Raw genomic sequence first — 12244 nt, 5'->3', positions numbered from 1 at the left:
CCTGGTTCCTGCTCAAGGTGCAGGAGGAGGTGGGGGACGACGCTCAGCCGGGTGTGGACCCGCCGACGGGCCGGCTGAGCGTCAATCGATCACGGCGACAGTCTCGCGGTGGCGGAGCGAGGCCACCCAGCGCCAGGCCCGGTTGACCAGGGCCGCGTACGCGATGCCGAGCGCGATCGACGCGGCGAGCGCGACCAGCGGCAGGTCCCGCAGGTGCGGGTAGACCTGCCAGTGGGTCAGGTAGATGTAGAGCGAACCGGCGGCGAGTACCCCCGCCGCCTTGTTGACCACGGCCAGGCTCGGCACGGTGGGCAGCCAGGTCAGCAGCGCGAACCCGGCCACGATCAGCGCCTCCCGCCACGGCTGCCCGAAGAAGCCCGGCACGGTGACCGCGACCGCGGCGGTCACCAGCAGCCGCTGCCGGACGCTGTCGGCCCGGGCGGCCGCCCAGCCGAGCGTGAACAGCCAGCCGGCGACCAGCGCCGACGGCAGGTCGTAGCGGGCGTCGAGGCCGAACACGTCGTACCGGCCGAGGAGCGCGAGCGCGGTCAGCCCGAGCGGGAAGGCGAAGGCGTGCCGCCGTTCCCAGCGGTCCACCCGGCGCAGCCCGAGCAGCGCGGCGAGGCCCACCAACAGGTAGACCACCGCCTCGACGAACCAGAAGTGCCAGCCGTCCGGCACGTCGTCCGGCCGGAGGATGCTGTTGACCAGCAGCAGGGTGCTCAGCTCGTACTGGTCGCCCACCAGCATGACCGCGCCGATCCACGCGGTCGTCGGCAGCACGATGCGCAGCAGGCTCGCGCCGATCTGCCGCTGCCGGTCGCGCCGGCCGGCGTCGGTGAGCTGGAACCGGGCGAAGTTGAAGCCGGCCACCGCGAGCAGCAGGTGCGCCCCGCCGGTGATCGTGAACAGGGGGATGTGCGAGCCGACGATCAGCACGATCGCCGCCGCGCGCAGGGCCACGCTGGTCTCCAGCGAGCGCCGCCGACGGGCACCGGGGCCGTTTGGGCGCCCGGCGTCGGCCGGTCCGCGCAGTGCCGCGATCGGCAGGGTGTGCCAGTTCGCCGGCAGGTGGCCCAGCTCCTGCTCGAGGCGCACCGACATCTCGACGTACGACAGGGAGTCGCCGCCGAGGTCCACGAAGCTCAGGTCCGGGGTGACGTCGGTGCGGTCGAGCACCTCCGCGTACAGCCGGCAGAGGTCACCGGCGGCGGCCGGTTCGGGCGCCGGGGCCTCGACCTCGGCGGCGGCCAGGCCGCGCAGCGTCACCAGGTCCGGCTTGCCCGAGGCGAGCCGGGGCAGCTCGGCCAGCGGGAGAACCCGCACCGCGCGCGGTGGCAGCCCCACCTCGTCGGCGACCAGTCGGCGGATCCGGCGCGGATCGCCCGCGCCGACCATCGCCACGATCAGCTCGTCGTCGCCATCGACGCAGGTCGCGGTGACGCCGTGGGCGGTCAGCAGTGCCTCGATCTGCTGCGGGTCGATCCGCAGCCCGAGGATCTTGGCGAACCGGCTGCGCCGGCCGACGATCTCCCACAGGCCGTCCGGTGTGCGGCGGGCCAGGTCGCCGGTGTGCAGTTCGTCGACGGTGCGGCCGAGCGCCAGGTCGGCGGGGGAGTGCGCGTACCCGAGCATGACGTTCGGGCCGGAATACACCAGCTCACCGACGTCCGGGTCGGGGTGGTCGGCGACCGGGGCGAGCCGGAAGGCGCCGCCGGGCACCGGCACACCGATCGTCGCCGGGTGGTCGAGGGCCAGGTCCGGCGGGAGGTACGCCATCCGCGCGGTCGCCTCGGTCTGCCCGTACATGACGAAGAGGTCCCAGCCGGCGCGGCGGCCCAGCTCGGCGTACCGGCGCACCCGCTCGGGGGCGAGCCGGCCGCCGGCCTGGGTGACGTAGCGCAGGTGGGGAAGGTCCATCGCGGCGAAGCCGACCCGGTCCAGCAGGTCGAAGGTGTACGGCACCCCGGCGAACGTGGTCGCCCGGGCGTCCCGGAACAGCTCCCAGAAGCAGGCGTCGGCGACCGACAGGTCGGTCAGCACCAGCGCGGCGCCCCGGACGAGGTGGCTGTTGACCACCGACAGGCCGTAGCAGTAGTGCAGCGGCAGCGTGGTGGCGGCGCGGTCGGTGTCCCGGATGCCCAGGTACCCGGCGATCGACTCCGCGTTGGCCTGGAGGTTGGTGTGCGACAGCCGGACCAGCTTCGGCGAGCCGGTCGAGCCGGAGGTGCTGAGCAGCAGCGCCAGGTCCGGGTGCAGGTCGTGCGCCGAGGCGGCCCGGCGGTGCTGGATCCGCCAGCCGCCGTCGGCCGGGCCGGCCACCACGTCCGGGTCGTACGCGTCGACCAGGCTGGCGAGAGCCGCGTCGTGCCCGCCGGGCACCACCAGGACCGGGTGGCCGGCGTGCAGCGCCGCCAGGTAGGCCACCAGCGAGTCGACGGTGTTCGCGCCGACCACCAGCACCAGCCGCCGGCCGACGCCGAGGCGTTCGGCGGTCCGGGCGACCCGCTGGGCGAGGTCGGCGTACGAGATCTTCCCGTCCCGGGTGATGATCGCGGGACGGTCCCCGTGGACGGCCAGGTCGCGAACGAACGGCACCGCCCCGACGGCCGGGAGCAGGGAGGACAGGGGTGTCACGGGCACCAACTCTAAGGTAAGCCTGGCCTTATCCCTAGGGTCGGGCGACCCGCATCACGGCCGGATAGGGTCGCAGCCGTGGTGACCTGTCCCGACCGGCGCTCCGGTGATCTCGCGGAACTGGCCGACCTGCTCGCCGGGCCGGTGGTGCCGGCCGCGCGCGGCCTGCTCGGCGCCCGGCTCTCCGCCGGCGGGGTCACCGTCCGGATCACCGAGGTGGAGGCGTACGCGGGCACGGCCGGCGACCCCGCCTCGCACGCCCACCGGGGCCGCACACCTCGCAACGCGGTGATGTTCGGCCCGGCCGGTCACGCCTACGTGTACTTCACCTACGGAATGCACTGGTGCATGAACGTCGTGACCGGCCCGGACGGGGAGGCCTCGGCGGTGCTGCTGCGGGCCGGCGAGGTGGTCGACGGCCTCGACGTGGCCCGGGCGCGGCGCCCCGCCGTACGCCGGGACGTGGATCTCGCGCGCGGGCCGGCCCGGCTCTGCGCGGCGCTGGGGATCGACAGGTCGGTCTACGGCGTTCATCTGCTCGGTGACGGACCGGTCCGGCTGCGACCGCCGGCCGAGCCGGTGCCGGAGGAGGCCGTCGCGGCCGGGCCGCGGGTCGGGGTGACCGGGGCGCACGACGTGCCGTGGCGGTTCTGGATCGCCGGCGACCCGACGGTCAGCACCTACCGCCGCCACGTCCCCCGCCGGCGGACCTGACCCTGCCGATACGGCGGGTATCTGGCTCCTTGGCCGATCAGGAGGACTGGACTCATGGGGTGGCAGCGCAGCTATGGCCATGGCCGTCCCAAGGGGTCACCTTGCGTTAATCGAGCAGCTGCTGGAACTCTGCTGGCGTCAATCCGGCCTGGCGAAGGATGGATGCGAGTGTCCCTCGCTTGATCGTGTTGTGCTGGGGAACGACGACGACGTTCCCAGCAGAGTTGCGGTAGACCGCATGGCTTCCCTTCGTCCGCACGTGATCGAATCCGGCCTTGGCTAGCCCGCCGAGTACCTTCCGCAGCGGAAGGTCGGCCAGAGCAGGACTCACGCAGCCCTCCCTACCTGGAAGGACGTCACGAGGGGAGTGGCCTCGATGGGCGGCTGGGACACCTCTTCGAGATAGACCTCGACTGCCTCCCGCAGATTGCTCAGGGCCTCGTCGAGCGTCTCGCCCTGGCTGGCGACCTCGAGCTCCAGGCATCGGGCGACGTACCAGTCCTCCTCCTGGTGAACCGCCGCAGTGAACGTCCGAACCATCAAGGTCCTCCTGATGTGGCGAGCCGGTTCCGTCATCCTACGATCGGCCGGCCCGGTGGATACGTTGACGCCGTCCTGCCGGCTTCGCGGAGCCGGTCCACGACCAGAGGCCGGTCCACGTAAAGCCAGCCGGCCCATCGATCCGATGCGGTGACCTGCGTCTGCTCCGGCATCCCACGCAGGCAGCCCGACTGTGCCGACATGTCCGGTGTGATCCTTCTTGGCGGTTTGGCCGACGGTTGTGACGCAAGTCCGGCGCGGCTGGGCGGCTGGATTGTCGCTCACGAGGCACGCCGTGCGCGCCCGTTTGTCGGAAGCGGCACCGGGAACGCGATCTGTACGCCAGCCAGTGCGCCGCCGATGGCGGCGGTGCCGGGAAGGGAGCCGAATCATGACGAGCGCCCAGCAACCACTGACCGGCAAGCGGGTCGCGATTCTCGCCGCGGACGGGGTCGAGGACGTCGAGTACACCCAGTCCCGAGCCGCCGCGGAGCAGGCGGGCGCGGAGATCCATCTGGTATCCCTGAAGCCCGGGGAGATCCAGTCGATGAACCACGACGTCAATCCCGCCAACCGATATCCGGTGGACCGTACGGTGGATAAGGCCGACGCGTCCGACTACGACGGCCTCGTGCTGCCCGGCGGGACGGTGAACCCGGACCGGCTCCGGATGAATTCCGACGCGATGGCCTTCGTCACGGCGTTCTTCCAACAGGAGAAGCCGGTCGCCGCGATCTGCCACGGCCCGTGGTCGTTGGTGGAGAGCGGGATGGTCAAGGGTCGGACGGTCACCTCGTACCCCAGCCTGCGCACCGACATCCGCAACGCTGGCGGGAACTGGGTCGACCAGCCGGTCCAGGTCGACAACGGCCTGGTCACCAGCCGCAAACCCGGTGACCTTCCGGCCTTCTGCGAGAAGTTGGTCGAGGAGTTCGCCGAGGGGCGGCACGCGGGGCAGTTGGCCAGCGTGTGACCGGGTGACGTGCCGGCACCGGGACGCGCCCGGTCCCGGCACGTCCTCACGGGCGGCGTGAGGCCGCGACGCCCGACGGCCCCGGAAGGAGAGAGCCGGTGAACAGTGCGGAGTTCCTGAACGCGGTGGCGGAGCGCGCCGGACTGCCGCCCCACGAGGCGGTGACCGTCACCCGTGCCACGCTCACGACGTTGACCGAGCGGGTCAGCGGCGGGCAGGCCCGCGACCTGGCCACACAGCTTCCCGAGGAGTTGCGAGGGTATCTGCGCAAGGAGGTGGACTTCGCCGAGCCGCTCGACCTCGTCGAGTTCCTCAACGAGGTGAAGGCCCGCTCGGGGATGGATGACGAGCAGGCCGCCACGGGTGCCCGCGCCGTGGTGACCACCGTGTGCGAGGCGGTCAGCGCCGACGAGCGCGACGACCTGGTCGCGGAGCTGCCGAAGGATCTGCGCCGGCTGCTCCAGCCGACACCTCGCGTCTAGGTGCCGTGCGGCGGCGCCGGGCATTGGCCGGCGCCGCCGGAGTTGGCGGACGCGTGCTCACCGCAGTCGAGCGGCGGCCCGTTCGGCGAGGTCGCGCACCCGGTCCGGGTCCGAGGGGTACGCCCGGACCGTGGTCACCAGATCCCCGACGCGTACGACGGCGATGTAGTCGATCTGCGGTTCCGCGCTGTCCGCCGGCGTCTGTTCCTGCCGGACGAGCAGCGACTCGTCACCGGCGATCCCGCTGTCCACGACGGTGACGCGGATGTCCGGCACGCCGGAAGCGGCTTTCCCGCACCGGTCGATGACGGCGCGGACGTCGTTCAGGTTCTCGTCGCCCCAGCCGGTCTCGTACCGCTCCACGATCTGGAACGCGCTGGCGGCTTCGCCCTGCCGGTAGGCGACCGTGTCGACGTCGTCCTGGTGCGGCAACGACGCGATGGGGCCGGACCGGTAGGTCGCGCAGACGCCGTCCCAGAACCCCCAGAACCACATGTCCGCGTTCTGCATCTGTTCCGCCTCGAACCGCCGCCAGGTGCCCGGGCCGAGGTCGTCGGGCTGGAGCAGCAGGGCGGCGGCGTCGCCGGTGGGCGCCGGTCGGGACGTCGGTGGCGGCGTCGGAGAGACGGTCGTGGGGGGTGACGTCGGGGTTGGCGCCGTGGCGGTCGGGGTCGGGTCGGCCGGCGGCGCGACCCCGTCGGGCCGTGGCAGGCCCACACCCGCGCCGAGACCGACGGCCGCGGTGGCGACGGCGAGGACGCCGGCTCCCGCCGCGACAGCCGTGCGCCGGGTACGTTGCCGGCCGCGCCGTCGCACCTGCTCGGCGGCCGCGAAGTCAGCCGGGGGCCGCGCGCCGCGCACCCCGGCGAAGAGCGTATCGAGCTGGTCAGACACGGCTCTCCTCCTCAAGGTCGATGCCGAGCATTCCGGCGAGCGCACGTCGACCGCGCGCGAGCCGGGCCTTCACGGTGCCCTCGGGCGCCTCCGTCTCCCGCGCGACGGCCGAGACCGGCAGGTCGCAGAGGTGATGCAGGACGATGGCGGTGCGCTGCTCGACCGGGAGCCGGGCGAGCGCGGCGACGAGCGCGACGCTGTCCGGGTTGGGCCCCGGCAGGTCCTCGGGTGGGCCGGCCCGCCGGTGGGCGAAGACGGCGTTGCGTGCCCGTCGCCACCGGCTCACCGCGATCCGCCGGGCCACGGTGCGCATCCACGCCTCGGGGGCGTCGTACTCACGCACGGTCGACCATCGTTGCCAGGCCCGGGCGTACGCCTCGTGCAGCACGTCCTGGGCTTCCGCGGCGTTTCCGGTCAGGGCGTAGAGGAACTCGAAGAGCCGCTGCCGGGTCGCGCGGTAGAACGCGTCGAAGGAGTTCTGCGGGTCCTCCGCCGCCGTCATGGCGGTGTCGGCGTCCGGCATCGGATCCCCCTCCCGTTTCAGCCCGTCGAGCCCGACCGCGGGCGCGGTCGGCGTGACACCCCACTGACGCCCGGCTCGGAGCGGCGGTTGCATCGGTTCGGACAAGACTGCCCGCGGGGTTGGCCGGACGATAATTGACATCTAACATGTCAGTTGTGGATCTCAAGCCGGTGGGCCGCACACTCCTGCGCGACCAGGCGTACGTCGCCATCAAGGCGGCCATCGTCGCCGGGACGCTCGCGCCCGGCCAGGTGGTCCGCGACCGCGACCTCGCCGAGCGCCTGGGTTTCTCCCGGGCGCCGGTCCGCGACGCGCTCGCGCGGCTCGCCGACGAAGGGCTGGTCGAGTCCAAGCCCCAGAGCCACACCCGCGTGACGCCGCTGATCCTGCGCGACGTCCGCGACGCCCTGGTCGTCGTGCGGACGATGCACGAGGTGGCGGCCCGGGTGGCGGTCTCCCGGCTGAACCCGGAGGACCTCGACGCGATGCGCGCGGCCAACGCCGAGTTCGCCGGCGCCGTGCGGACGGGCGACGTGGAGCGCGCGCTACGCGCCGACGACACCCTGCACGACGTGCTCGTTGCCGCGTGCGGCAACCGGGCGGTCGCCGCGACGATCGACCGTTACACCCCGCTCATCCGCCGGCTCGAGCGGCAACGCTTCGCGACCCTGCCCGGCGAAGGGTCGGTACGCCGGCACGAGGCACTGATCGTGGCGTGCGCGTCCGGCGACGCGGACGCCGCCGTCGACATCACCGCCACCATCTGGTCCAGCCTGGACGAGATCCTGCGGGCCGACCTCGCGGACGGACCCGTCCCGGCGGCCCGTGACGAGTTTCCCGAGGAGATGTCATGAGCCCCGCACTCGATTCGTTCGCCCGTTATCCCCTGCTCTTCGGCGCCTCCCCGGTGCACCCGCTGGAGCGGCTCACCGCGCACCTGGGCGGTGCGCAGGTGTGGGCGAAGCGGGAGGACTGCAACTCCGGCATCGCGTTCGGCGGCAACAAGACGCGCAAGCTGGAGTACCTGGTCGCCGACGCGCTCGCGCAGGGCTGCGACACGCTGGTCTCGATCGGGGGTGTGCAGTCCAACCACACCCGGCAGGTCGCGGCGGTGGCCGCCCGGGTGGGCCTGCGCTGCGTCCTGGTGCAGGAGAGCTGGGTGGACTGGCCGGACGCGGTCTACGACAAGGTCGGCAACATCCTGCTGTCCCGCCTCGCCGGCGCGGACGTCCGCCTGGTCCGGGCAGGCTTCGGCATCGGCTTCAAGGAGAGCTGGCAGCAGGCGCTCGGCGAGATCGAGGAGGCGGGCGGGAAGCCGTACGCGATCCCGGCGGGCGCCTCCGACCACCGGCTCGGCGGGCTCGGCTTCGCGCGGTGGGCGTACGAGGTGGCCGAGCAGGAACGCGAGCTGGGGGTCTTCTTCGACACGATCGTCGTCTGCTCGGTGACCGGGAGTACCCAGGCCGGAATGGTCGCCGGATTCGCGGCGCTGGAGGCGGCCGGCGGGCGCCCCCGCCGGGTCATCGGTGTCGACGGCTCCGCCAAGCCGAGCCAGACCCGGGAGCAGGTGGCCCGGATCGCTCGCGGCACCGCGGCCCTCATCGGGCTCGACCGCCCGCTGACCGACGACGAGGTCATCCTGGACGAGCGCTACCACGCCGGCACGTACGGCATCCCGGACGAGCGCACGCTGGACGCCATGCGAACGGCCGCGCGCACGGAGGGGATGATCACCGACCCGGTGTACGAGGGGAAGTCGATGGCGGGACTCATCGACCTCGTCAGCACCGGTGAGATCGGTCGGGACTCGACGGTGCTCTACGCCCACCTCGGTGGCCAGCCCGCGCTCAACGGCTACAGCGCGCTGTTCTGACACCGGTCGCCCCCGTCGGCGGGGGCAGGGGGGTGCTCGCGGACCGCATCCATGGATAGACTTCCATGCATCCATGGCTGATCGCGTGGCGGCACCCGAGCGGGTGCGGTGGTCGGCCGGGCGGGAGGACGCATGCGCCGGGCCCTGGCCGGTCTGTTGGCAGGTGTGCTGGCCGCCATCGAGCTGTTCCCGGCGTCCGGGGCGGCCCGTGCGGCGGCGTCGGACACCCCGCACATCACCGGACCGTTGACCATCCAGAGCGTGCCGAACGGGCGCATGGTCGACGTCGACGGCGGCGCGATGCAGGACGGCCGCAAGGTCCAGGAGTGGACGTACAACGGCACCGGCGCCCAGCAGTGGCGGCTGCGGCCCAGCGGTGACGGCTACCGGATCGAAGCCGTCCCCGATCCGGCGTACTGCCTCGGCCGGGAACACGCCGGTGACCTGGCCGGGGCCGTCCTGCGACGCTGTGCCGACGGGCTGACCGACTGGCGGTTCCAGGCGCTGGGCGGCGAGCGGTACCGGATCACCGACCCGGCCGGTGGCCGCCACCTGCGCGTGCGGGACGAGGTGCCGACCAGCGGGCGGGACCTGGTGCTGAGCGCCGACGGCGGGACCGGCGCCGAGTGGTACCTCACCGACCTCACCGTGCCGCGCCGGCCCGTACCCGCCGACCCGCGCCTGGACCAGGTGACCTTCCTGGTCGCCCACAACGCGATGGCCAACACCGACGAGGGGTTCTGGGGGCGTTTCCCGAACCAGTCGTACCGGCTGCGCGACCAGCTCGGTCACGGCGTCCGCGGGCTGCAGCTCGACGTGTACCCGTACCGGGGCGACGTGCGGATGTGCCACGGCAGCTGCTGGGGCAACGAGCGGATGCTGAGCGACGGGCTGCGCGACGTGGTGGCCTTCCTCAACGCCGACCGGGACGCGGTGGTCACCCTATTCCTCGAGGACTACACCGGCGTGGACGAGTTGCGCGCAGCCGTCGAGCGGGTCGCCGGCCTCGACGCCCTGCTCTTCCGCCCGGACCGGTCCGGCGTCCGCGACCACGGGTGGCCACGCCTGTCGGAGCTGCGGTCGAGCAACCGGCGGCTGCTCATCTTCTCCCAGCGTCCCGGGCGGGAGGCGTTTGGCGTGATGTACGACCGGGACTGGACCGCCGAGAACTACTGGTCGCTGGGGAACGGCGGCGCGCTGGACTGCTACAGCCGCTGGAACGAGGTCGCGCTGGCGAAGGAGGAACCGGGATTCCGCCGGCTGCACGTCATGAACCACTACCGCGACATCCCGACCGAGTGGGCGGCCTCGGCCGACAACGGCGCGAAGCTCCGGGATCGGGTGCAGCGGATCTGCGGCCCGTCGGCGCGGCGCAAGCCCAACTACGTCGCGGTGGACTTCTACCAGAAGCCCGAGGGCGGGGCGACCTGGGACCTGATCCGGGAGCTGAACACGTACTGGTGAGCCCGTACTCAGCGTCGATTCTTGAGCTCGTCGCACAGCCTCTCGGGATCGCGGATGAAGGACCTCTTCGCGTCCCGCAGGCGGGAGAAGTCCTCGATCATGTGTCGTACCTCCCCAGGCGTGAACCGCCGGTCGGCGTCGCCTTCCCGCTCGAGCCACTTGATCACCTCGTCGTAGCTTGTCCATTCGCGCTTGCCCATGAGGCGCTCGATGTCCGTGACGTCGTAGTCCTTCTCCGTTGCCTGACTGGCCGGGTCGTGAATCCGCACTGGTTCCCCCTACAGTGACGAGCAGTCGGACCGTTTGCGGGGTGCGGTAGCGCCGCGTTCCCGCCGGTGCCGTCTTCCCCTGAGGATCTCCGTGAAACTGGCGAGGCTCCGGTTCACGCGCGATGGCCGGGGGACCGATCGCCGCTACGGTGGGGTTGCCGACAGGGAGGGTGGACATGGACCGGAGGCATCCCGCGCTCGCCCGGCTCGACGTGCTCGTCGGGCGGTGGACGGTACAGCCGAAGGTCGAGGGCCTGGGCGCGGCGTGGACCGAGTTCGCCTGGCAGGACGGTGGCCAGTTCCTGCGCCAGATCTCCGACGTCGATTCGATCTCGGCCAGCGCGCCGCAGGCATGGCGGGACAATGCGCCCTTTCCCATCACCGCCGTGATCGGGCTCGACGACGCCGCCGAGGACTTCACCATGCTGTACGCCGACGGACGTGGCGTACACCGGGTGTACCGGATGACGCTCGGCGCCGGTGAGTGGGTGCTGTGGCGGGACGCGCCGGGATTCCACCAGCGGTTCACCGCCACCCTCAGCCCGGGGGAGGACCGGATCGACGGGCGCTGGGAGATGTCGAAGGACGGCACGACGTGGCACCTCGACTTCGAGCTGAGCTACCTCCGCGTGGTAGCCGGCCATCGCGGATTGGCTGACCACGCGCCGTAGCCTGTGCGGGTGATGACCACGCTGGCCGTGGAGAACTACCGGTCGCTGCGGAACCTGGTCGTGGAGCTGGGTCGAGAGAGTGGTGACCGGGGCCAACGGCACCGGCAAGTCGAGCCTGTACCGGGCTCTTCGGCTGCTGGCGGACTCGGCGCGCAACGGCGCGGTGTCGGCGCTGGCCCGGGAGGGCGGACTGCCGTCGACGCTGTGGGCGGGGCCGGAGACCATCGGGAAGGCGGTACGGGCGGGGGAGCACCCGGTGCAGGGCACGGTGCGGCGCGGCCCCGTCAGCCTGCGGTTGGGCTTCGCCGGGGACGACTTCGGGTACGCGGTCGATTTCGGCCTGCCGCAGCCCTCGACGTCGGCCTTCGCGTTGGACCCGGAGATCAAGCGTGAGGCCGTGTGGGCCGGTCCGGTGCTGCGCCCGTCGTCGCTGCTGGCTGAGCGGTCGGGTACTGCCCTGCGCATCCGGGACGGCGGCTCGTGGCTGTCCGTGCACGACGCGGTCGCGACGTTCGACAGCATGCTCAGCGAGTACACCGACCCGCGGCGTGCACCGGAGCTGCTCACGGTGCGGGAGCGGATCCGGTCGTGGCGTTTCTACGACCATCTCCGGACGGACGCGGACGCGCCGGCGCGCCGCCCGCGGATCGGCACCCGGACCCCGGTCCTCGCCCATGACGGCGCTGACCTGGCCGCCGCCCTCCAGACGATCCGGGAGATCGGTGACCGCAGCGCGCTCGCGGCCGCCGTCGACGCGGCGTTCCCCGGAAGCGAGTTGGAGATCGACGCTGAGTCCGGGCGCTTCGTGCTGCGGCTGCGGCAGCCGGGCCTGCTGCGGCCGCTGGGCACCGCCGAGCTGTCCGACGGCACGCTCCGCTACCTGCTGTGGGTCGCCGCGCTGCTCACGCCGCGGCCGCCCGCGCTGCTGGTGCTCAACGAGCCGGAGACGAGCCTCCATCCGGACGTGCTACGGCCCCTCGCCGGTCTGATCCTCGCCGGGGCCGCCCGTACCCAGGTCGTGGTCGTCACCCATTCCCGGGCGCTGGTGAACGCGCTCGAACACGATGCCCACGAGCTGACGACGATCGAGCTGGTGAAGGACCTCGGCGAGACGCGAATCGCCGGCCAGGGCCGCTTCGACCAGCCGGCGTGGCACTGGCCCAAGCGCTGACGCGGGCCGGCCAGCCGAGGCCGGTGCCGGCCG

The 12244-nt window shown here is 72.4% G+C and carries 14 protein-coding genes; 8 read left to right on the top strand and 6 right to left on the bottom strand.

The genetic code is table 11. From position 1 onward, the window contains the following. Window positions 1–81: 81 nt before the first annotated feature. Window positions 82–2643: an AMP-binding protein gene (locus ACTMS0_RS27640; protein ID WP_441158196.1), complete on the bottom strand. Its 2562-nt coding sequence runs from the start codon at window positions 2641–2643 to the stop codon at window positions 82–84. A 75-nt stretch (window positions 2644–2718) separates the two neighbouring features. Here ACTMS0_RS27640 and ACTMS0_RS27635 point away from each other — a divergent pair, with 75 nt between their 5' ends. Then, window positions 2719–3351, top strand: a complete 633-nt coding sequence (locus ACTMS0_RS27635; RefSeq protein WP_441158226.1) for a DNA-3-methyladenine glycosylase — start codon at window positions 2719–2721, stop codon at window positions 3349–3351. Between the two features lie 106 nt (window positions 3352–3457). Here ACTMS0_RS27635 and ACTMS0_RS27630 read toward each other — a convergent pair whose 3' ends face one another. Next, window positions 3458–3682: a type II toxin-antitoxin system HicA family toxin gene (locus ACTMS0_RS27630; protein WP_441158195.1), complete on the bottom strand. Its 225-nt coding sequence runs from the start codon at window positions 3680–3682 to the stop codon at window positions 3458–3460. Further along, entirely contained in the window at window positions 3679–3891 is a 213-nt protein-coding gene (locus ACTMS0_RS27625; RefSeq protein WP_441158194.1) for a type II toxin-antitoxin system HicB family antitoxin, read from the bottom strand. Before ACTMS0_RS27625 ends, ACTMS0_RS27630 begins: the two co-directional genes overlap by 4 nt. A 391-nt stretch (window positions 3892–4282) precedes the next feature. Between ACTMS0_RS27625 and ACTMS0_RS27620 the strand changes: the two genes are divergently transcribed. Together ACTMS0_RS27620 and ACTMS0_RS27615 are read left to right on the top strand one after the other, a co-directional pair. Further along, window positions 4283–4864 carry a type 1 glutamine amidotransferase domain-containing protein gene (locus ACTMS0_RS27620; RefSeq protein ID WP_441158193.1) on the top strand — a complete coding sequence of 194 codons (582 nt, stop codon included), beginning with the start codon at window positions 4283–4285 and terminating at the stop codon, window positions 4862–4864. Between the two features lie 98 nt (window positions 4865–4962). Then, complete coding sequence (locus ACTMS0_RS27615; protein WP_441158192.1) at window positions 4963–5346, top strand: DUF2267 domain-containing protein; 384 nt, start codon at window positions 4963–4965, stop codon at window positions 5344–5346. A gap of 57 nt (window positions 5347–5403) precedes the next feature. Here the strand turns inward: ACTMS0_RS27615 and ACTMS0_RS27610 are convergent, their stop codons facing one another. Together ACTMS0_RS27610 and ACTMS0_RS27605 are read right to left on the bottom strand one after the other, a co-directional pair. Next, window positions 5404–6240, bottom strand: coding sequence for a hypothetical protein (locus ACTMS0_RS27610; RefSeq protein WP_441158191.1), 837 nt, complete (start codon window positions 6238–6240; stop codon window positions 5404–5406). Continuing rightward, window positions 6233–6763 (bottom strand): SigE family RNA polymerase sigma factor, encoded by a 531-nt coding sequence (locus ACTMS0_RS27605; protein ID WP_441158190.1) that lies wholly within the window; start codon window positions 6761–6763, stop codon window positions 6233–6235. The genes ACTMS0_RS27610 and ACTMS0_RS27605 overlap by 8 nt, the downstream gene beginning before the upstream one ends. Before the next feature lie 155 nt (window positions 6764–6918). On the opposite strand from ACTMS0_RS27605, the gene ACTMS0_RS27600 reads away from it, so the two are divergent. The 3 genes from ACTMS0_RS27600 to ACTMS0_RS27590 all read left to right on the top strand — a co-directional run bounded on the left by ACTMS0_RS27600 (window position 6919) and on the right by ACTMS0_RS27590 (window position 10100). Then, window positions 6919–7617, top strand: a complete 699-nt coding sequence (locus ACTMS0_RS27600; protein WP_441158189.1) for a GntR family transcriptional regulator — start codon at window positions 6919–6921, stop codon at window positions 7615–7617. After that, complete coding sequence (locus tag ACTMS0_RS27595) at window positions 7614–8636, top strand: 1-aminocyclopropane-1-carboxylate deaminase (protein ID WP_441158188.1); 1023 nt, start codon at window positions 7614–7616, stop codon at window positions 8634–8636. The genes ACTMS0_RS27600 and ACTMS0_RS27595 overlap by 4 nt, the downstream gene beginning before the upstream one ends. A gap of 132 nt (window positions 8637–8768) precedes the next feature. Continuing rightward, entirely contained in the window at window positions 8769–10100 is a 1332-nt protein-coding gene (locus ACTMS0_RS27590; protein WP_441158187.1) for an RICIN domain-containing protein, read from the top strand. Window positions 10101–10108: 8 nt separating this feature from the next. On the opposite strand, the gene ACTMS0_RS27585 is transcribed toward ACTMS0_RS27590, so the two are convergent. Continuing rightward, complete coding sequence (locus ACTMS0_RS27585; RefSeq protein WP_441158186.1) at window positions 10109–10369, bottom strand: hypothetical protein; 261 nt, start codon at window positions 10367–10369, stop codon at window positions 10109–10111. Between the two features lie 176 nt (window positions 10370–10545). Between ACTMS0_RS27585 and ACTMS0_RS27580 the strand changes: the two genes are divergently transcribed. Then, window positions 10546–11040, top strand: coding sequence for a hypothetical protein (locus ACTMS0_RS27580; RefSeq protein ID WP_441158185.1), 495 nt, complete (start codon window positions 10546–10548; stop codon window positions 11038–11040). A gap of 82 nt (window positions 11041–11122) precedes the next feature. Further along, entirely contained in the window at window positions 11123–12211 is a 1089-nt protein-coding gene (locus ACTMS0_RS27575) for an AAA family ATPase (protein WP_441158184.1), read from the top strand. Window positions 12212–12244 lie beyond the last annotated feature (33 nt).

Source organism: Micromonospora sp. H33 (assembly GCF_052068455.1).
Lineage (GTDB): Bacteria > Actinomycetota > Actinomycetes > Mycobacteriales > Micromonosporaceae > Micromonospora.
The sequence above is the reverse complement of the archived record's forward strand: the minus strand, read 5'-3'. Positions and strand labels throughout refer to the sequence as shown.